General features: G+C 46.9%; 19 protein-coding genes. 16 read left to right on the forward strand and 3 right to left on the reverse strand.

The annotated features are described in order from the left end of the window. The first annotated feature begins 7 nt into the window (after nt 1-7). From CSQ88_RS11945 to cpsG, 10 genes are all read left to right on the forward strand, one after another. Nucleotides 8-1219, forward strand: coding sequence for an EpsG family protein (locus CSQ88_RS11945; RefSeq protein WP_099398323.1), 1212 nt, complete (start codon nt 8-10; stop codon nt 1217-1219). Nucleotides 1220-1243: 24 nt separating this feature from the next. Continuing rightward, nucleotides 1244-1957, forward strand: coding sequence for a polysaccharide deacetylase family protein (locus CSQ88_RS11950; protein WP_099398324.1), 714 nt, complete (start codon nt 1244-1246; stop codon nt 1955-1957). A gap of 42 nt (nt 1958-1999) precedes the next feature. Continuing rightward, the gene (locus CSQ88_RS11955) at nt 2000-3154 is read left to right on the forward strand and encodes a glycosyltransferase family 4 protein (protein WP_099398325.1); all 1155 of its coding nucleotides are present in this window, start codon (nt 2000-2002) and stop codon (nt 3152-3154) included. Next, nucleotides 3154-4329: a glycosyltransferase gene (locus tag CSQ88_RS11960; protein WP_099398326.1), complete on the forward strand. Its 1176-nt coding sequence runs from the start codon at nt 3154-3156 to the stop codon at nt 4327-4329. Before CSQ88_RS11955 ends, CSQ88_RS11960 begins: the two co-directional genes overlap by 1 nt. A gap of 106 nt (nt 4330-4435) precedes the next feature. After that, the gene (locus CSQ88_RS11965; protein ID WP_099398327.1) at nt 4436-5590 is read left to right on the forward strand and encodes a glycosyltransferase family 4 protein; all 1155 of its coding nucleotides are present in this window, start codon (nt 4436-4438) and stop codon (nt 5588-5590) included. After that, the gene (locus CSQ88_RS11970; RefSeq protein ID WP_099398328.1) at nt 5578-6363 is read left to right on the forward strand and encodes a WecB/TagA/CpsF family glycosyltransferase; all 786 of its coding nucleotides are present in this window, start codon (nt 5578-5580) and stop codon (nt 6361-6363) included. The genes CSQ88_RS11965 and CSQ88_RS11970 overlap by 13 nt, the downstream gene beginning before the upstream one ends. Nucleotides 6364-6382: 19 nt before the next feature. Next, nucleotides 6383-7717 carry a UDP-glucose/GDP-mannose dehydrogenase family protein gene (locus CSQ88_RS11975; protein ID WP_099398329.1) on the forward strand — a complete coding sequence of 445 codons (1335 nt, stop codon included), beginning with the start codon at nt 6383-6385 and terminating at the stop codon, nt 7715-7717. 225 nt (nt 7718-7942) lie between these two features. Beyond that, nucleotides 7943-9361 (forward strand): mannose-1-phosphate guanylyltransferase/mannose-6-phosphate isomerase, encoded by a 1419-nt coding sequence (locus tag CSQ88_RS11980; RefSeq protein ID WP_099398330.1) that lies wholly within the window; start codon nt 7943-7945, stop codon nt 9359-9361. Then, nucleotides 9345-9830 (forward strand): GDP-mannose mannosyl hydrolase, encoded by a 486-nt coding sequence (locus tag CSQ88_RS11985; protein ID WP_099398331.1) that lies wholly within the window; start codon nt 9345-9347, stop codon nt 9828-9830. Before CSQ88_RS11980 ends, CSQ88_RS11985 begins: the two co-directional genes overlap by 17 nt. Nucleotides 9831-10078: 248 nt before the next feature. Further along, nucleotides 10079-11443 (forward strand): phosphomannomutase CpsG, encoded by a 1365-nt coding sequence (gene cpsG, locus CSQ88_RS11990; RefSeq protein WP_099398332.1) that lies wholly within the window; start codon nt 10079-10081, stop codon nt 11441-11443. A gap of 58 nt (nt 11444-11501) precedes the next feature. Here cpsG and CSQ88_RS11995 read toward each other — a convergent pair whose 3' ends face one another. After that, nucleotides 11502-12245, reverse strand: coding sequence for a molybdopterin-binding protein (locus CSQ88_RS11995; RefSeq protein WP_099398333.1), 744 nt, complete (start codon nt 12243-12245; stop codon nt 11502-11504). A gap of 264 nt (nt 12246-12509) precedes the next feature. Between CSQ88_RS11995 and CSQ88_RS12000 the strand changes: the two genes are divergently transcribed. The 5 genes from CSQ88_RS12000 (at nt 12510) to CSQ88_RS12020 (ending at nt 17313) form a co-directional block, all read left to right on the forward strand. Beyond that, a complete protein-coding gene (locus CSQ88_RS12000) occupies nt 12510-13004 on the forward strand; it encodes an adenylyltransferase/cytidyltransferase family protein (protein WP_099398334.1) in 495 nt (164 codons plus the stop codon). Continuing rightward, the gene (locus CSQ88_RS12005; protein WP_099398335.1) at nt 13001-14314 is read left to right on the forward strand and encodes a mechanosensitive ion channel family protein; all 1314 of its coding nucleotides are present in this window, start codon (nt 13001-13003) and stop codon (nt 14312-14314) included. The genes CSQ88_RS12000 and CSQ88_RS12005 overlap by 4 nt, the downstream gene beginning before the upstream one ends. Before the next feature lie 72 nt (nt 14315-14386). After that, a complete protein-coding gene (locus tag CSQ88_RS12010) occupies nt 14387-15574 on the forward strand; it encodes a fatty acid desaturase (protein ID WP_099398336.1) in 1188 nt (395 codons plus the stop codon). 279 nt (nt 15575-15853) lie between these two features. Further along, complete coding sequence (locus CSQ88_RS12015) at nt 15854-16204, forward strand: RidA family protein (RefSeq protein ID WP_099398337.1); 351 nt, start codon at nt 15854-15856, stop codon at nt 16202-16204. A gap of 56 nt (nt 16205-16260) precedes the next feature. Then, on the forward strand, nt 16261-17313 hold the full coding sequence (locus CSQ88_RS12020) for a glycoside hydrolase family 18 protein (RefSeq protein WP_099398338.1): 1053 nt from the start codon (nt 16261-16263) through the stop codon (nt 17311-17313). Between the two features lie 206 nt (nt 17314-17519). Here CSQ88_RS12020 and CSQ88_RS12025 read toward each other — a convergent pair whose 3' ends face one another. Both CSQ88_RS12025 and mpl read right to left on the reverse strand, forming a co-directional pair. Further along, entirely contained in the window at nt 17520-18377 is an 858-nt protein-coding gene (locus CSQ88_RS12025) for a PIG-L deacetylase family protein (RefSeq protein WP_099398339.1), read from the reverse strand. A gap of 157 nt (nt 18378-18534) precedes the next feature. Next, entirely contained in the window at nt 18535-19899 is a 1365-nt protein-coding gene (mpl, locus tag CSQ88_RS12030) for a UDP-N-acetylmuramate:L-alanyl-gamma-D-glutamyl-meso-diaminopimelate ligase (RefSeq protein ID WP_099398340.1), read from the reverse strand. Between the two features lie 36 nt (nt 19900-19935). On the opposite strand from mpl, the gene CSQ88_RS12035 reads away from it, so the two are divergent. Beyond that, nucleotides 19936-20985 (forward strand): GGDEF domain-containing protein, encoded by a 1050-nt coding sequence (locus CSQ88_RS12035; protein ID WP_099398341.1) that lies wholly within the window; start codon nt 19936-19938, stop codon nt 20983-20985. Nucleotides 20986-20988: the final 3 nt, after the last annotated feature.

The raw sequence follows: 20988 nt of genomic DNA on the forward strand, positions 1-20988 counted from the left end.
GCAGTTAATGGAATTTCTTATACATAAATGGAAATATTTAAAAACGACTGAAATAATAAATGTAATGGTTATGTTTTTTTCAGTTTTGTTTTTTTATTTTTTTTCACCTTTCTTGTCTGTTTTAGCAGCGTTATTTTTTTTATCGCTGGTGTTTGAAAGTGATAAAGTCAGGATTTTCATCCTAACTTTTATATTCCTTTCAGTTTATTCAATGATTATTTTTTTTAAACCTGTTTCAGGTGACTGGAATTGGTATACCCAGCATTACCGTGCACTACAATCGATCGATTTTTTATCTTATTATGGCCATGCCTACGGGCCGTTTACTATTAAATATGCAGAGCCTGTTTACTATTTTTTGTCATTTGTTTTGTCGAGAGCAACCGGGGCTAATGTCACTGTATTGGCCCTGCTGGTATCAACTATTTTTTATGGTGTATTTACTTTTTCATTATTTAAGTTAAGTAAATACTTCTCTGTAGTATCCTGGCAGCAGAATATTGTAGTGATTGCCGCTGTTCTGCTGAGTGTTACCCCCAGCCTGGTTTTACATCTTGTCCGGCAGGAAATGGCCTCTGTTTTTTTGTTTTGCGGTATAGTTTTATTACTGGCCAGAAATAAACGCTCCGCAATCTGTTTTTTAATTCTTTCTGTGTTTACGCATCAGTCTGCTGCTATTGTGCTGGGTATTTATGTTTTTTCTTATTTATTATCCAGGGCTTCATTCAGAGGCAGCTGGCTTCTTGCATTTGTTTTTTCTCTGTTTATCGGCTTGTTTTATGTAAAGTCGGGCTATTTTATCAGTGAGGATAATGCGGGCAAGGGCGATGGTACGGTTAACCCGCTGGTTTATCTCTACGATGCAATTTTATTATTCTCTTTTTTATTTTCTGTATACTCGATTAAGCTAAAGCCAGCTGTAAAAAATATTTTTTACATTTTTGTTGCATCTTATATGGGGTTTCTGCTTGGGGTTTCTCCTGAGCCTTTGCCTTTGCTGCGCATGTATTTTTATGTTGAGTGGTTTCGTGCTTTTTTTATTGTTGTTGTGTTAAGCCGCATGGTTTCTTTTGTTTATTTCAATGCCCTTTCTGTTTTTATTATATTACTGGGCGGCTTTTATACTAATTATAGAATTTCATCCTCTGACCTGGGTTTTCCCTTAACTATTTATTCTTTTGTTAACAGGACCATTCAATCCTGGATGTATCTTTTTTGATTCTTTGCTTTGTGCGGGGGCTTTATGTTGTTTTTAACATCCTGGGATGATGGTCATCCCTCAGACCTGCGCCTTGCGGATATGCTGAGTAAATATAATTTAAAGGGTACATTTTTTGTGCCGGCATTTAATAAAGAAGGGCGGGAAGTTTTAGCTAAAGAGCAGCTGAGGCGGCTGGATCAGAATTTTGAAATAGGCGGGCATACACTTACCCATTGCTATTTAAATGGTTTGCCTGATGATGTTTTAAAGCATGAAATTTGTGCTGGTAAGGCTGCGCTTGAAGATGATTTAGGTCATGCAGTTAATGGCTTTTGTTATCCTGGTGGCGTTTTTGATTCGCGCACGATTCAAGCTGTGCAGGCTGCTGGTTTTGACTATGCCAGAACGGTTGAAAATTTATGTTTTGATTTAGGCAAATCAGCATGGCTTATGCCGACTAGTTTCCAGTTTTATCCGCACAGTGCATTTGTATTGGCTAAAAACGCAATAAAATATCCGCGCATATCAAAATTTAATATTGTCAGGATGCGCTGGAGCGAGAAAGAGTTTATGCGTTTTATGGAAGCACAGCTTGCTGCCGCTCATCATCATTCTTCTGTTTTTCATCTTTGGGGGCATAGCTGGGAGCTGGATGAGCATGATTTATGGGGCAAACTTGAGTCATTTTTTAAGCTGACAGCACATTATCCCATTCAGGCTTTAACTTTGTTTGAAGCTCATCAACTAAAAAATTAGTGTTTAATCAGAATTATTCATATTTCTTTTCACCATAAAATCATGACAAATAAAAATTTTAATAATGATTTTCCAACCGTCCTCTTTGTGCAAAGACGCTTGCCACATTATCGTGTTCCTTTTTTTGAAGCATTAAAGCGCGAGCTGATAAGCAGGGGCTGTAATTTACGTGTACTGCATGGTTTACCGAATCAGGAAGAGCTGCTTAAGAATGATTCAGGCGTTTTAGCATGGGCAGAGTCTTTACCTAATCACTATTTTTTGGGTGGAAAAATATGCTGGCAGTCATTTCATCACCAGTCAAAAGAGGCTGACTTAGTTATTTGCAGCCATGAAAATAAGCTGGTATTTAATCTATTCTTTCAATACTTTTATAAGAAGACAAAATTTGCTTTGCTGGGCCATGGGGCTAATTTGCAAGGAGATGCAAATAGCCTGCGGGAAAAATTTAAACGCCGTGCGGCAAAAAAAGCAGATTGGTGGTTTGCATATACATCGATGAGTCTGCCGCTCATTACCGGGTTTGGCTTTCCTGAGGATAGAATTACCATTATCAATAACTCGATTGATACCCAGGTGCTTAATCTGCATATTGAGGCGATTGATGATATCCAATCCATAAAAAATGCATTAGGGCTGTCCGGCAGCCGGGTGGGCGTTTTTATGGGGTCTTTTTATCATGAAAAACGCATTGAATTTTTACTGGATTCCCTGCTTTTAATTAAAAATGAGATTGGTGATTTTGAAATGATTATTGCTGGTGATGGTGTTCAGCGGCATTTAGTTGAAGCTTTTTGTGCTCAATATCCATGGGCAAAATATGTGGGCCTAGTAAAAGGGGAGGAAAAAGCTGAAATTTTAGCTGCCGCCGATGTAATGCTGAATCCTGGTTTAATTGGCTTAAGTATTTTAGATGCGTTTGTAGGTGCTGCACCTGTATTAACCACGGATTGTGGTCTGCATAGCCCGGAGTTTGTTTATCTTAATCATGGAGTAAATGGAGTCGTTTCCATTGATTCATTACAAGATTATTCGGCTGCAGTGGTTGATTTATTGCGTGACAGCGATAGATTGGCGGCAATGAAAACGGCTTGTCTGCAAAGCTCAAAAGAATTTAGTGTAGAGAATATGGCAAGAAATTTTGCTGATGGAATCATGAATTGTCTGCACATGCCGCTTTTTAGGAAATTATATTAATGTTGCGCATTTTGCTTGTTCATAATTCTTATCAGCAAAGAGGAGGGGAGGATTCTGTTGTTGAAAATGAGCTTGCTTTGCTGAGGTCATATGGGCATCAGGTTGAACTTTATTTTCGGCATAATAATGAGTTGTCTGGATTAAACCGGCTTTCTATTTTTCAACAGGCTATATGGTCTGGTAAAACCTACTGCGAATTAAATGTTTTACTGCAGCGTTTTAAACCTGATGTGATTCATGTTCATAACACACTGTCTTTAATTTCCCCTTCATTGTATTGGGTTGCTGCTAAATTTAAAATTCCCGTAGTGCAAACTCTCCATAACTTCCGCTTATTATGCCCTCAGGCTATGTTTTTACGTAAAGGTCATATCTGTGAGCGCTGTGTGGGCCGTAATACATGGCGTAGTGTGATTCACCGTTGCTATCGTTCTTCTTTATCGCAGTCTGCTGTTGTTTCAGGAATGCTTCATTTACATCGTGGCCTCGGAACATATAAAAAGAATGTGAGTCGTTATATTGCTTTGAATGCATTTTGTAAAAATAAATTTATTGAAGGTGGTTTACCTGCCGAAAAAATACGTGTTAAACCCAATTTTATTCCGGATATAAATCCGGCTGTTGTTAAGCGTAATGGTTTTTTATTTGCCGGGCGTCTTTCTCCTGAAAAAGGCCTTCATATTTTAGTCCGGGCTTTTAATCATCAGGCCCATGGCCAATTAAGCGTAGCCGGCGAAGGGGAAGATTCGTTTCTGCTGGCACAGTATCCGGCGATAAAGAAGCTTGGCATCTTATCTGCCGGTGGTGTTCGTTCTGAAATGCAAAAAAGTGCGGCTTTGATTTTGCCAAGTATTTGGTATGAGAATATGCCTATGATTCTGCTTGAGGCTTTTATGAATGGTCTGCCAGTGATTGCGAGCAGAATTGGGGCATTGGCAGAGCTGGTTGAAGAAGGTGTGACGGGGCTGTTATTTAATGTTGGAGATTCTGCTGATTTAGCAAAAAAAATGCAGTGGGCCACTGAGCACCCTGATTTAATGCTGGAAATGGGAAGAAATGCCAGAGAGAAATACCTGAACTCTTATAGTTCTGAAGTAAATATTGATTTGCTTCTTGCCATATATAAAGAAGCCATTACAGACGTGAAATCCAGGCATTTACTGCAGCCTGTCTGATGTTTTCCTGGGAAATGGGTTTTTTCAGCTAAAATATTGTGTATTAAATGATATTTATATTAATGAAATGCTCTGATGTTATGTTTGATTTTTTTTGCGAGAACGAATGAGAAAGATTTTGATTGTGCATAATGTCTATCAGCAAAAAGGTGGTGAAGACTCCGTCGTTGCCAATGAGGCCGCATTGCTCAGAAAATTTGGCAATCAGGTCGAAGTCTTTTTACGCCATAATGATGATATTGTTGGGCAATCAAAAATAAGTCTGATGTCTCAGGCGGTTTACTCAAAAAAATCTTATTCAGATATAAGCGATAAGATTAAAGAATTTAAACCTGATATTGTTCATGTTCACAATACTCTTCCTCTGGTTTCTCCTTCTGTTTTTTGGGCGGCGCATCATTTTAAAGTGGCTGTTGTTCAGACTTTGCATAATTTCCGTTTGTTTTGCCCTCAGGCTACTTTTTTGCGTAATGGTAAAATTTGTGAAGATTGCTTAGGAAAAACTCCTTGGCGTGGTATTTTGCATCGTTGTTACAGACAATCATTTACACAGACTGCTGCGTTGACGGGTGTGCTGCTTGCTCATCGTGCACTGGGAACTTACCGGAAAAAAATTGATGCTTTTATTGCTTTGAATTCTTTTAGTAAAACTAAATATATTCAGGGTGGCATGCGTGCAGATAATATATTTATTAAACCTAATTTTGCAGAAGATTGGGGATTAACGACTCAGCCCCGTGCCGGTTTTTTGTATGTTGGCAGGCTTTCTGTTGAGAAGGGGGCAAGAATTTTTGCCGCTGCATTTAATGCAGAACAGCATGGTTTTTTAAATATAGTGGGTGATGGTGACGAGCGGATTTATTTAGAAAATATAAATCATCTTTCACTATTGGGCGCATTACCTCAGCAGAATGTGAGGCTGCTGATGCAATCGTGCCAGGCCTTGGTTTTACCCAGTATTTGTTATGAAAATATGCCGATGACTCTTGTTGAGGCGTATTCATGTGGCTTACCTGTGATTGCCAGCCGCCTTGGCTCTCTTTGTCATTTAGTTGAGGATGGGGTGACGGGGTTGTTGTTTAATGCGGGTGACGCCAATGATCTGGCAGAAAAAATGAGCTGGGCAAATGCTCACCCTGATTCTATGGCCGAGATGGGGCGTAATGCACGTGCCAAGTATTTAGCAGAATATACGCCTGAAAAAAATTATGAAATATTGATGAATATCTATGACGAGGCGTTACTTTCATGTCAGAAGTAGAAATAAATTTTACGTTTGCCAGAAAAACGGTGTCAGTTCTTGGTGCATTTATTGATGTGATTGATTGGGATCTTGCTTTACACAAAATTAAGGTTTGGGGTAATAAGCGGGACTCCCGGTATATTTGTATATGCAATGCGCATTCTGTGGTAACGGCAAGCAGTGATATTGAGTTTTATAATGTTATTCAAAATGCAGATATGGCAACATCGGACGGAGCACCGGTTGCCTGGTTAATGAGAAAATTAGGTTACACTCAGCAGCAAAGGATTAACGGGCCGGATTTAATGTGGAAATATTGTGCCGAGGCAAATAAATCGGCAGACTGGCCTTCGATTTATTTGTATGGCGCACGGGAAGAGACTTTAAGTGCTTTGCAGCTGCGATTGGCGGAGCAATTTCCTCATTTAAAAATTGCGGGTGCATATTCCCCCCCTTTTCGCGCATTATTTCCTCTGGAAGAAGTCAATATAATCAATAAGATTAATGATTCCGGGGCGGGTGTGGTCTGGGTCAGCTTAGGTTGCCCCAAGCAAGAGAAGTGGATGGCTGCGCAGCGTGGAAAAGTGATGGGTGTGATGATAGGCGTGGGCGCAGCTTTTGATTATCACGCTGGAACGGTTGTTCGTGCACCACTGTGGATGCAAAATTCAGGTTTAGAATGGCTGCATCGCCTGTGCTCGGAGCCGCGGCGCTTGTGGAAACGTTATTTGGTAACTAATACCCTTTTTATTGTTAAGGCGATTGGGCAGCTGATTCATAAAGATTATTAATTGTGGGAGTGTTTTTATAATGAAAATTACCGTTATTGGTTCTGGTTATGTGGGTTTGGTTACAGGTACGTGTCTGGCTGAGTATGGCAACGACGTAGTGTGTTTGGATGTGGATGCAAATAAGATTCGAATTTTGCAGGAAGGCGGGGTGCCGATTTTTGAGCCTGGCCTTGAGGAAATGATTAAACGTAATGTATCGGCAGGGCGTTTGCGTTTTACTACCGATATTAAAGAATCGGTTGATCACGGTACGATTCAGTTTATTGCTGTTGGTACGCCGCCGGATGAAGATGGCTCAGCAGATTTGAAATATGTAGTGGCCGCAGCGCGAAGCATTGGCCGCCATATGAATGGCTATAAGGTGATTGTGGATAAATCTACCGTGCCGGTTGGGACGGGAGATAAAGTGCGTGCGGCTATTTATGATGAGCTGCAGCAGCGTGGTGAGCAGACCAGTTTTGCGATTGTGTCTAATCCGGAATTCTTGAAAGAAGGCGCTGCGATTGAAGACTTTATGCGCCCGGATCGTATTGTGATTGGCACGGATGATGATACTGCTAAAGATTTAATGAGCTCTTTATACGCGCCATTTGTGCGTAATCATGATCGTATTTTATTTATGGATGTGCGTTCGGCTGAAATGACTAAATATGCAGCCAATGCCATGCTGGCCACGCGTATTTCATTTATGAATGAATTAGCTAATTTATCCGAGGTGATGGGGGCGGATATCGAGCTGGTGCGAAAAGGGATCGGTTCTGATCCGCGTATTGGTTACCACTTCCTTTACCCTGGTGTGGGTTACGGTGGCTCTTGTTTTCCTAAAGATGTACAAGCTTTACAGCGCACTGCAGAAGAGCACGGCATCAGCCTGAAAGTATTGGATGCGGTAGAAAAAGCCAACCATGCGCAAAAATCAGTGCTGGTTGATAAGATTGTGAAGCGTTTTGGTGATGATCTTAAAGGCAAGCATTTTGCTTTATGGGGTCTTGCTTTTAAGCCAAATACGGATGATATGCGCGATGCGCCAAGCCGGGTGATTATTGAGTATTTGCTGAATCATGGTGCCACAGTGGCTGCGCATGATCCTGTGTCTATTCATGAGGCACAGCGTGTGATGCCTGACTGGCAAGGATTAAGCTACGGGGATAGCCCAATGGCAGTATTACCTGGTGCTGATGCCTTAGTGATTGTGACAGAATGGAAAGCGTTCCGCAGCCCTGATTTTACTGAAGTTAAGGCTCAGCTAAAAAACGCATTGGTTTTTGATGGCCGGAATTTATTTGATCCAAAGCGTATGCAAAAAGAAGGCTTTGAGTATTACCCGATTGGCCGTCAGCAAGTAACAATTTAAACTCACTACAATGCAGCCCAATAAAGATTGAATAAATTTTTATTGGGCTTTTGTTTGTCATCATTCTTTGGATCTGCGAAAATAATTCCTGTGCTTATTTAGAAAACGCTTTATTAGAGAATACTGTTGAATAATTTTTTATTCATTATTTAATAAAAATAGAAATGTATTTTTCGTAATATCACATGTTTTTCAGACAGCTCAATTAAATTTTATGGATCGTTCATGTCAATAACTCCGGTAATTCTTTGTGGTGGTTCGGGTAGTCGTATGTGGCCGCTGTCCCGTGGCGGCTATCCTAAGCAGTTTTTAAAATTGCACGGTGATCAAAGCTTGCTGCAGCAAACAGCAACACGCTTGCAAGGAATGCCGGATGTTGTGGCGCCGCTGCTGATCAGTAATCAGGAGCACCGCTTTCTGGTGGCTGAGCAATTGCGTGCCGTGGGTATGGGCGATTCAAAGGTGGTTTTAGAACCGATGGGCCGTAATACGGCGCCTGCGGTAGCGGCAGCTGCATTGATTGCGCTGGAAGAAGATCCGGACGCCATGCTGTTGGTTTTGCCATCAGATCATGTGATTCAGTTTGGTGATGTATTTCAAGCCCTGGTGGCGCAGGCCGCAAGCGTGGCTGCAACAGGCAAGCTGGTTACTTTTGGCATTACGCCCACTGAGCCGCAAACCGGCTACGGTTATATCCGCCGTGGCGATAGCCTGTCTGGCGACGCCTATGCCGTTGCTGCCTTTGTAGAAAAGCCAAATCTTGAGCGTGCTGCACAGTTTTTAGCTTCGGGTGATTACTACTGGAATAGCGGCATGTTTATGTTCCGCGCCGATGCCTATGTGCGTGAAATGGCGACTTATCAGCCGGCCATGCTGCAAGCGGTACAGGTTGCGGTTGCCAAAGGCGTGCGCGATTTAGACTTCTTGCGCTTAGATAGCGATGCTTTTGCGGCGTGTGAATCAGATTCTATTGATTACGCGGTAATGGAAAAAACCGCCCATGCGGCAGTCATTGCAGCTGCTGGCCTGGGTTGGAGCGATATTGGCTCTTGGTCGGCTTTGCGTGATGTGACGCCGCAAGATGAAGCGGGCAATAGCGTGCTGGGCGATGTGATGCTGGACCGTGTAAGCGGCAGCTATATCCGCAGCGAAACCCGCATGATTGCAGCGATTGGTGTGCAGGATCTGGTGATTGTAGAGACCGCCGATGCGATTTTGGTGGCGCATAAAGACCATGTGCAGGACGTGAAAAAGATTGTGGAGCGCTTAAATAAAGCGGGCCGCAGCGAATCGGTTACGCATCGCCGCGTGTACCGCCCTTGGGGTAGCTATGAAGGCATCGACTCTGGCTCGCGCTTCCAGGTGAAGCGGATTGTGGTGAATCCGGGCGCATCGCTCAGCCTGCAAATGCATTACCACCGTGCCGAGCACTGGATCGTGGTGAAGGGTACGGCCAGGGTGGTGAATGGGGATCAGGAAATTCTCTTATCAGAAAACCAATCAACGTATATCCCTTTAGGCACAACTCACCGCTTGGAAAACCCGGGCAAGATGCCGCTGGAGCTGATCGAAGTGCAGTCTGGCTCCTATCTGGGTGAAGACGATATCGTACGTTTCGAAGATGTATATGGCCGCAGCAAGTAAGCCCGAAGCTGCCAGCCTGCTGCCGTTTGCTGATTTTTTGCAGGTGGTTGAGCGCGCGCCGCTGATCTCGATTGATCTGGTGGTACAAAACCCGGTAGGTGAAGCCCTGCTGGGCTGGCGCAACAACCAGCCCGCCTGTGATCACTGGTTTGTGCCGGGTGGGCGGGTACAAAAAAACGAAACGCTGGATGCGGCTTTTTTACGTCTGACAAAGGCTGAGCTGGGCGTGGCGCTGAACCGCTCTTCGGCCCAGTGGCTGGGCGTTTACGAGCACTTTTACGATAGCAATGCCGGGCGTGTGGATGGTTTTGGCACGCATTATGTGGTGCTTGCCTACACACTGCAGCTTGATGAATCCGATATGGCCCTGCCACTGGGCGAGCAGCATTCGCGTTATCGCTGGGCAAGCAAGGCAGAAATCGTGAAAGACGCTAGCGTGCATCTTCATTCCCGAGCTTATTTCGAGTAAGGCTTTAAAAAACCCAAATCTTAAAACACGGAGTTACGGAGAACACAGAGGGCCACGGAGAAAGGCAATACGAGTACGAAGCAGCTGTGGAGGGTGAAAGGCATGCACGGCGAAGCGCTCATAGGCGTTTGGGCCTTCACTCAGGTTTTCTCCGTGAAACTCCGTGCTCTCTGGGGCCTCCGTGGTTCAAGACTTGGGTTTTCTATTATCTCTATCGCTTATTTGCAATGCTTCTTTCGAGTAAACCAATGACAAGTTTAACGTGTTTTAAAGCCTACGATATCCGTGGCCAGCTGGGCACTGAGCTTAATACCGATATTGCTTATCGTATTGGCCGCGCTTACGGCCAGCTACTCAAACCGCAGCGCATGGCGCTGGGTGGCGATGTGCGCCTGACCAGTGAAGAATTAAAGCTGGCACTGGCCAATGGCCTGATGGATGCGGGTTGCAATGTCATCGATCTGGGCATGACCGGTACTGAGGAAGTCTATTTTGCTGCGTTTCATCTTGATGTGGATGGCGGGATTGAAGTGACTGCCAGCCATAATCCGCTGGATTACAACGGCATGAAGCTGGTGAAGCGCGGTGCGGTGCCGATTAGCGGCGACACTGGCCTGCGGGATATTCAGCAGCTGGCCGAATCGGCTGATTTTGCCCCGATTGCTCAGCGCGGCAGTATCAGTTCGCTGTCTGTCCTGGATGCTTATATCGGGCACCTGATGGGCTATGTGGATTTATCCGCTCTGCGCCCATTAAAAATTGTCCTGAACTCTGGCAATGGCGCGGCTGGGCATGTGGTGGATGCGCTGGAGGCCAAATTTAAAGCGGCAGCAGTGCCGGTTGAATTTATCAAAGTGTATAACCAGCCTGATGGCACTTTCCCACACGGCATCCCTAATCCACTCTTGCCTGAAAACCGTGCAGACACCGCCAATGCGGTGATTGCGAATGGCGCTGATTTAGGAATTGCTTGGGATGGCGATTTTGATCGTTGTTTCTTGTTTGACGAGCGTGGCGATTTTATTGAAGGCTATTACATCGTTGGCCTGCTGGCGGAAGCCTTCTTGCAAAAGAACCCAGGCCAGAAAATCATCCATGATCCGCGTTTAACCTGGAATACCGTCGATGTGGTGCAAGCTGCGGGCGGGGTAGCGATCCAAAGTAAAACCGGCCACGCCTTTATTAAAGAGCGGATGCGCCTCGAGGACGCGGTTTATGGCGGTGAAATGAGTGCCCATCATTATTTCCGCGATTTTGCCTATTGCGACAGCGGTATGATTCCGTGGCTGCTGGTGATCGAGCTGATGAGCCGCCGCGAGCAAAAATTGTCCGCCATGGTTGAGCAGCGCATTGCGGCTTATCCATCTTCAGGTGAGATTAACCGCAAGCTAACGGATGCTAAAGCTGCGATTGCTCGTGTTCGTGCTGTCTATGAAGGCGATGCTTTAATCGTTGATCTTACCGATGGCATCAGCATGGAATACGCCGATTGGCGTTTTAATCTGCGCTCGAGCAATACTGAGCCTGTAGTGCGTTTAAATGTGGAATCGCGTGCGGATATGGCTTTAATGCAAAAGCATACTGAGGCGATTTTGCAGCTGTTAGACGCATAAAGCTGCATTTGAATAAAAAAACGCCTCCGATGAGGCGTTTTTTTTGGGTGAATCAAATTTACTTGGCGGCCTGCGAATTCAGCACAGCATCTAAACTAGCCTGAAAATAGCTCATCGCCTCGGCGGCTAATTCTGGTTCTGCGGTAATGCTAAATTCAATATGCGGCTCAGGGTGAAGCTCGTTGCCATACGAGGGCAGGCTGCTAAAGCCAACCTGAGGATAGCGCGTGGTAAATGCCTGCATCACGCCAATCAGCTCGCCTTCGCGGGCATTGAGTAAGACGATGGATAGCGTGGCCTCAGGTGCCTCGTCGCTATAGTGCTGATCGAGTATCCAGTCGAGCATCGGCCATGCCATGCTGGGAAAACCTGGCACCAGATAATGATGCTGCATAAAGCAGCCAGCCACTTGATTAACCGGATTAGGGATCAGCCCGCTGCCCGTTGGAAAATACGCCATTTGAATGCGGTGCGGGTAAGCGGCTTCGGCAAAGCGGGTCGTAATGAGTTCAGCGGCCTCAGGGTGCAAGCTCAGCGGCAGCCCTAATGCCTTGGCAAATGCTAGGCGGGTGTGATCATCGGGTGTTGCGCCTATGCCACCACAAGAAATCACATGTTGACCTGCACTGAGGCTGCGTTTAAAGGCTTCAGTGAGCACGGCGCTATCGTCGGGTAAGTAGGATGCCGCGGCCACTTTATGGCCTCTTTTTTTAAGCGTTTCCAGAATATGGGCAAAGTGCTTATCCTGACGACGTCCGGACAGGATTTCGTCGCCAATAATAAATAAATGAAATGTAGCCATAACGCGCCTCTCTTTGTGAGCTTTAATCTAGGGCTGAATTGATTCAGACTTTTTGATTCGGGTGCATCAGCAGAGTATGTATCCGAACTGCGATTGTCCGGTATGTTTTTTGAATTTTATCATCGCAATCATTGGTTTTATATCCTTACGGCATATTGAACTTGTGCAGGTTTTATCTGCCAAAATGGGTAGTGGACAAATTAATACTTTGATCCGCTCAGATCCCTTGTTTATGATCAATCTTTTCAGCCTTCCCAATTCAAAATGTCCATATATCCCAGCCCTTTATTTGAACAAAAAATTTGCCCGCCCGAAGAATTAGCCGCAAGGCTGGCCAGCCTGCCTCGCCCTTTGGTTTTTACCAATGGCTGTTTTGATATTTTGCACCGTGGCCATGTGACTTGCCTGGCCCAGGCGCGTGAATTGGGGGCGGGTTTGGTGGTGGCGATTAATACTGATGCTTCGGTTAAACGCCTTGGCAAGGGGGAAGACAGGCCGGTGAATCATACTGAGCAGCGTGCCGCAGTGCTGGCTGCGCTGGAATGCGTGAGTCTTGTAACATGGTTTGATGCCGATACCCCGTTGGATGTCATTCTGGCGCTTCATCCTGATGTGCTGGTAAAAGGCGGCGACTGGGCGCCCGAGCATATTGTGGGCAGTAAGCAGGTTCTGGAGTGGGGCGGCAGCGTGCATTCTATTCCCTTCTTATTTGCGACTTCCACCACCGAAACAATTAAGCGGATTCGTCAAAGCTCATGAGCTCACGCAATAATTTATTAATTGATTTTGTAAACGAGCTGGGTGATCAGGGCTATTTGCATCCGCAGTTTTTTGCCCAGCTTGGCATGGTTTTACTGGCCTTAGGATTGTCCTGGTGGGTGAATCGCACCGTAAAGCGCAGAGTGAATCCAGATCAGAACAGCTGGCACTGGCGCATGGGGGGGGAAGGATTACTGCGGGCGTTTTTCCCTTTAAATGCATATTTATTAGTGGTTTTATCGGGCGTTATTCTTAAAGCTTGGTTTGTACCGCCCTTTAAGCTGATTGCTCTGGCGAGCGTGCTTCTGCTGGCCATGGCCAATATTCGTATCCTTGTTTATGTGATCCGCCGTGTTTTTGATGGCGCATCCTGGGTGATGCGCTGGGAGAAATATATCTCCGGATCGATCTGGTTTATCTATGCCCTGCATGTATTGGGTATTTCACCAGAAGTCGCTGAAATGCTCGACAGCATCAGCCTGCCGGTGGGCAAAGCACATATCTCGGTATTAACCATCGGGCAGGGCCTGTTGTCTGTTGCCGCGACCCTGCTGATTGCGATGTGGATAGGGCGGGAGTTAGAGCGGCGGCTGATGTCCAGCCAGATGATGGATATGAATGTTCGTGTGGTGCTGTCTAAGATATCCAGCGTGCTGTTGCTGATTTTTGCCATTGTGATTGCCCTGCCACTCGTGGGGATTGATTTAACGGTGCTGTCTGTTTTTGGTGGTGCGGTGGGGGTGGGCCTGGGTTTTGGCTTGCAGAAAATTGCATCTAATTATTTATCGGGCTTTATTATTTTGCTCGACCGCTCAATCAAAATTGGCGATTTGGTGCAGATTGATAATCGCCTTGGCACCATAAGCAGCATTACGGCGCGTTATGTGGTTTTAAAATCTGCGGATGGTACAGAAGCCTTAGTGCCTAATGACACGCTGATTACCTCCACGGTGGTCAATCAATCGTATAACGATAAATCGATCTGGACTTCACTGCCTGTTCAAGTGGCATATGGTACAGATCTGGATTTTGTATTGGATTTACTCCGCTCCGTGACCGAAGGCGAGGCGCGAATCTTAAGCACGCCAGCGCCCGGCGCCTTTGTCTCGGCCTTTGCGGATAGTGGTATTAATCTGGTATTGGGCTTTTGGCTGGCCGATCCAGAAAATGGTCAGCTTTCTTTGCGATCTGGTCTAAATCTAAAGATCTGGCGCTTGTTTCAAGAGCACAATATTGAGATCCCTTACCCCCGGCGTGAAGTTACCGTGCTGAATTCGACGGCATTAAAGCCGCCACTTGATGCTGCCTGATCGGCAAGTCTTGCGTAGAATCCGTGCTTACAAAAAATAAAACAGGCTGCTGGCCTGTGTGGAGATAAGAAAATGAACTGGCTTAATGGGCTGATCGACCTGCCTTGGTGGGCTTATATATTGGTGGCTTTGGTATTGACGCATATTACGATTGCATCAGTAACCATTTTTTTGCACCGGCATCAGGCGCACCGTGCGCTGGATTTGCACCCGATTGCAAGTCATTTTTTTCGCTTCTGGCTTTGGTTAACCACAGGGCAGATCACTAAGGAATGGGCATCTATTCACCGTAAACACCATGCCAAGTGTGAGACGGCGGAAGACCCGCACAGCCCGCAAATTTACGGGATTAAAAAAGTATTCTGGGAAGGCTACGAGCTGTATCGCGCCGAAGCCGCGAATAAAGAAACCATGCAAAAGTATGGTCATGGCACACCCGATGATTTTTTAGAGCGCCATCTGTATGGCAAATACAATACGCTTGGCCCTGTGCTGATGCTGCTGATCGATCTTTGCCTGTTTGGCGTTAATGGCATCTGGATTTGGGCCGTGCAAATGATCTGGATTCCTCTGACCGCTGCCGGCATTATTAATGGTATTGGCCACTACTGGGGCTATCGCAATTTTGAATGCGAAGATGCATCCACCAATATTGTTCCATGGGGAATTATTATTGGCGGTGAAGAATTGCATAATAATCACCATACTTTTGGCACATCGGCCAAGCTGTCTTATAAATGGTTTGAATTTGATATTGGCTGGATGTATATCCGCAGCCTGCAGATTTTTGGCCTGGCAAAGGTGCGTAAAATTGCGCCTAAAATGACTTTATCTGCAGCGGCAAAACGTGAATTGGATGAAGCCTCTTTACAAGCGATTATTGCAAACCGCTATGCGATTGCTGCCAATTATGCGCGAACCTTAAAAGGCACGGTAGGCGAAGAAGTAGAACGCATGCGCCATAGCGCCAGATTGCCGCAAATTGATTTTGATCCGGTACGACAAATGAAAATCTGGCTTAAGCAGGATGCCAAAGATACGCCTGAGCAGGATCAGAAAATCCTGGCGAAGGTGCTGGCAGAAAGCACTGTGCTGGAGCAAATTTATCAGATGCGCCAAGAGTTAACACGTTTGTGGGAGCGCTCAGCTTTATCCCGTCCTGAGCTGGTGAAACTGCTGCAGGACTGGTGTAACCGAGCTGAAGCCAGCGGTATTGCCGCATTGCAAGACTTCTCTTTCCGGCTGCGCACCGTGGTTTAATCATATAAAAGGCGAACGAGGGTTCGCCTTTTTTGTGTTTCCTATATACTTGAACAAAGATTTGCAGACACGGGGAAAGTGAAAGAGCACAGCGCGCGCAGAGAAAAATAAAGAAATTCATTGCCGCAGAATGCTGCTTACATAATGATAAAACCTGCAATTTATTCAAAACAAAAAAATTTATATTCATTCTGTTTTTCTCCGAGTGCGCTGTGTTCTTATTGATCTCTGTGCCTGCAGATTTTTTTAAGCTTTTCTTCAATTTAAAGGGAGTTCTAAATGTCTTCAATTCAGCGTTATCACGTCGGTCCGCGTTTATCTGAAATTGTGGTGCACAATAATACGGTTTATTTGGCCGGGCAAATTGCGGAAAATCTGGAAGCTGATGCAAAAAGCCAAACCGTTGAAGTATTGGGCTTTATTGATAAATTATTAGGTGAAATTGGCTCTGATAAACAAAAGATTCTTTCAGTTACAATTTATCTGGCGGATATGGCCGATTACGATGCAATGAATATCGCATGGTCTGAATGGGTGCCTGCCGGTCATACCCCTTGCCGCGCAACGGTAGAGGCTCGTCTGGCTGATCCGCGTTATAAAGTAGAAATGTCGGTGATTGCTGCCTTGTAAGCAGGGCGGTCTATGCCGCTTGGCGATGGGCAGGGTTGAGTGCAGATGAGGACGCTATGAAACATATTTTATTGGGCTATATCGCGGGCTGGACGGATTGGTCTGGTTTGCCGCTGGAGCGCGATGCCGCAAGGCTGACGCACATTTGCTATGCCTTTGCCAATATTCAGGATGGCGAAGTAGTGCTGTTTACGGAGCAAAGTAAAGATCAAAGCCAGCCTCGTGCGGTGGAGGGGATTGCTCATTTACGCGGTCTGCGCTCCAGGCATCCTCATCTTAAATTACTGATTTCAATTGGTGGCTGGGGAGCAGAAGGCTTCTCGGACGCGGCTTTAACGGCCCGCTCGCGCGAGCAGTTTGCGGCCTCTGCAATCCGCTTTATGCATCTGCATGGTTTTGATGGCATTGATCTGGATTGGGAATATCCGGCCAATGATATGGCAGGGATTAAGGCAAGGCCTGAAGACAAGCACAATTTTACGCTGCTGCTGGCCGAGCTGCGCCGCCAGCTGAATGCAGAATCCAAAGCGCATGGCGATTCTTATTTGCTGACTATCGCTGCCGGTGCGGGCCAGTATTATCTTGATGGCGTAGAGATGCCCGCAGTGGCCGAGCTATGCGATTTTATTAATTTAATGACTTACGATTTTTATAATGGCTGGGCGACTCGTGCTGGTCATCACAGCAATCTGTTTAACACCCCGGCAGATCCGGAAGGCGATAGCTGCGCCAAATCAGTGGCCTTACTGACGGCCAATGGCCTGCCTGCGCATAAACTGGTTTTAGGCTGTGCGTTTTATGGCCGCAGCCTGATTGCCCCTGCTTTGGGTGAGGCAGGGCTTGCAAAGAGTAATGGCAGCGCCAGCTATAGCCAGATTGTGCACGAGCTGATTCCGGCCGGCGCGGTAAAACACTGGGATGATGAAGCTAAAGCGCCCTGGCTGATGGCTGGGGAGCGCTTTGTCAGCTATGAAGACGAAACTTCTATTGCTCACAAAATGGCTTTTGTGAAGCAACAGGGCCTGGCAGGCGCTTTCTTTTGGGAATACTCAGAAGACCGGGACGGCGTACTGATGGATGCGCTGTGGGAAGGTTTGCAGTATGAGTAGGGCGGTCATAAGGCCGTGGCCGGATTCATCAACTTAAGCCACGGCATTGACCGGTACTTCTCTGGGGGTACAAGGACGCAGCTTTTGTGCTCAGAAAGCGGTGCACAAGAAAATCGACTTGCACACCCTGAGAAAATCGGCTTTTTAACGATCATTTTGTATTTAGTAATGCCCCAGGGGGCACAAGTTCGCGCACCCCTGAGTTATTACTTAAACAAACTGCCTATCCGCTGTTCTGCGGACAGAATGTATTTCTGGCCATTGTCTTGCAAGGCTTTGCCGTCAAAGCGATCAATGCGGTAGATCGTGCCAAAAGAGAACGTAGGCGCGGCAACACCGGCTCCACCCACTACTTCTGCCCCGCGGCGTACATTGTCGGCCATCCATGAGGTTAAGCGCAGGTGGTAAGGATTACGTTGCACTTCGCCCACGTGGCAAGCCAGCGCAGCGATCAGATCAGCGGTGTCAGCAATATTCGTTTCAATCAGCGCATTTGGTGTGGCCATTGCGCGCCAGAATTCAGATTGCACCACAAAGCAGGCATGGCCTAGCTTGGCCAGAGCATCCAGCAAGAGGAAATGCGTGCCGATATGCGCGGCGTGGCCGTCGTTGTCGTTAGGCACAACGCATACTGTGGGCTGGTATTGTTTGATCAGTGCGGCGATGGCATCTACTTTTTCTGCCCATGCGGCAGGATCGCTTTCGCGGGTCTTCGGGTTGACCGCCATCAGGCCGCCGGGAATCGTTTCCTGTAATTCAAAACCAAGTACCTGACAGGCACGATCCAGCTCGGCCAGCCGTTCTGGCTGGCGTGGCAAATTAGAGCCCAGTGTGACGGCCACATTGATGACGCGGTAGCCATCTTCGCGCGCCAGGCGCAGGGGTAAAGCACCAATAATGCATTCATCATCGGGGTGGGGCGCAAAAACCATGGCCACGGGAGAGGAGGTTTGCGCTTGCTTTGCCGCAATCGTCAGGCCATCTAAGGTCGTAAACAATGGTGCATGTTGTTTTTGTAACAGGGCGTCGTGGGCCTTAACCAGCTCGATATACGGATTGCTCATTGGCGTCTTCTCCAAGTCTTTTCGTTAAGTGAAATTACTTACGCAGTATATGCTTTTGCGTTAAGCGAGGGGAGGGGCCTGCCTTGATCTGGATCGTGATCTGGCGGGCTTTTAGCGCAGATATCCGCGTTGCCACTCCCCACCCGCTGATATTTTTCTATAAGGCGGCTAATAATTTGCCGTGCACACCACCAAAACCGCCGTTACTCATAATCAGAATATGGTCACCTGCTTGCGCGGCCAGGCGCACTGCTTCAATTAAGAGGCTGAGATCATCAAAGCTTTGCGCTTTGGTGCCCAGAGATGCAAGGGCTTCGCTGCTGCTCCAGCCAAGGTTGGCGCCATAGCAGAAAATCAGGTCCGCACCTTGCAGGCTGCCCGGCAGTGCTTCTTTCATGCTGCCCAGCTTCATGGTGTTGGATCGCGGCTCCAGTACGGCCAGAATGCGGGCATTGCCGACTTTTTTGCGTAAGCCCGCCACAGTTGTGGCAATGGCGGTTGGGTGGTGAGCAAAGTCGTCGTAAACCGTAATGCCCTTGCTATGACCTTTGATTTCCATGCGGCGCTTCACGTTTTTAAATTCTGCGAGTGCTTCAATGGCCACAGCAGGGCTTACGCCCACATGGCGGGCTGCTGCTATCGCGGCCAGCGCATTCATTTGATTGTGCTCGCCTATCAGATCCCAGTGCAATTGCCCCTGAGGCTGATCACCAAGCAGTACTTCAAAGCCATCGTCAAAGCAACGGCCCGCGCGCCAGCCGGATGCACCGCCAAAGTATTCCACTTCACTCCAGCAGCCTTTATCGAGGACTCGTTTTAAGCTGTCTTCCTTGCCATTCACCAGCAGCCGCCCAAGGCCCGGCACGGTGCGTACCAAATGGTGAAACTGGGTTTCAATGGCGGCCAGATCTGCAAAAATATCGGCGTGATCAAATTCAAGATTATTCAGCACGGCAGTGCGCGGGCGGTAATGTACAAATTTGCTGCGCTTATCAAAGAAAGCGGTATCGTATTCGTCGGCTTCAAGTACAAAAAATGGCGAGGTGGACGCGCTGTCCTGGCGTGGCACGCCAGGAGCACGGGCAGAGATGCCAAAGTTTTCCGGAATGCCGCCGATTAAAAAGCCTGGCGCTAAACCTGCGTATTCTAAAATCCACGCCAGCATCGAGCTGGTACTGGTTTTACCGTGAGTCCCTGCAACGCAGAGCACCCATTTATCGCGCAGCAGATTGTCGCCCAGCCATTGCGGGCCTGATGTGTAAGGCAGGCCGCGGTTCAGGATTTCTTCCATTAAAGGATTGCCGCGCGTAACCACATTACCGATCACATACAGATCTGCGCCCAAAGACAGCTGGTCTGAATCCCAGCCTTCGATCAGCTCAATCCCAAGTGCTTTCAGCTGAGTAGACATCGGTGGGTAAACATTGGCGTCGCAGCCGGTTACTGTATGGCCTGCTGTACGGGCAAGTGCAGCAATGCCACCCATAAATGTGCCGCAAATTCCGAGAATATGAATATGCATATCGGTTTAAATTCCTAGGGTAATAAGGGTATTGTCATGGATTCATCGCTCGTGTTTGCGTACAATCGTTCTTCTAAACTATTGTGCAATGGCTTTGTGTCACTTATGTCTAATGTAACTGTATCAGCGTCTGTCAATCCGGTAGAAATTGCCCGGATTGCACTTAAAAAGCTTTCGGAACGTGGATTAGCGCCTACACCTGAAAATTACACCAAATTTTACAACGCCATTGCCACGATTAAATCGCCAGATGCCAAAACATCGAACGAAACCTTACAAGCATGGCAGTTGCTTTACAAGGTGGAAGATATCCTTGGCGATATGGGCGAAACCACAGGGCAGTTATTAAGCGCTTTAGCCGGTGGCAACGAGGCCATGACCGCCAGTTTAGACCAGCTGCAAGATACCAGACGTGCACATTTAGAGCAGAGTGTCAGTGCTGACGATACGCACAGCAAGCTGGAAACCCTGCTCAATACCATCATTAATTCTACGTCTGAAATGCATTCATCCGTAACCGCATCGAAAACCGATTTGCTGGCTATCCGTGATTCTGTGCGCAGTATCGAAGAAAACCTCGCCATTAACCGGCAGATTTTAGAGCAAGACGCGCTGACAGGGGCAATGAATCGCCAGGGTTTTGATAATCGTTTAGTACGTGAAGCCAAGCTTGCCCAGCGGCACGGCCATAAATTATCGGTGGTGCTGTTTGATCTGGATGATTTCAAATTAGTGAATGATCGTTTTGGCCATGCCGTGGGCGACAACGTCCTAGTTCATATTGCTGGTCTCGCAAAATCAGTTTTAAGAGAGTCAGATATTCTTGTGCGCTATGGTGGTGAAGAATTTTTGATTTTGCTGGCCGAAACCGATATTCATGGTGCGCGCTATGTGCTTGAGCGTTTGCAGCAGGTGGCCCGCCGCAATCCATTTATGTATAAACAGCAGCGCCTAGATGTGACGTTTTCAACCGGGATTGCCATGTTGCGCGGGGATGAGAATGGCCGCGCGCTCGTGCTGCGCGCCGATGAAGCGCTGTATATTGCCAAACGCAATGGCCGTGGTCTGATTGAGTTGGCCCAATAGAGG

Source organism: Iodobacter sp. BJB302, from assembly GCF_002735645.1.
In the GTDB taxonomy this organism is placed as follows: Bacteria; Pseudomonadota; Gammaproteobacteria; order Burkholderiales; family Chitinibacteraceae; genus Iodobacter.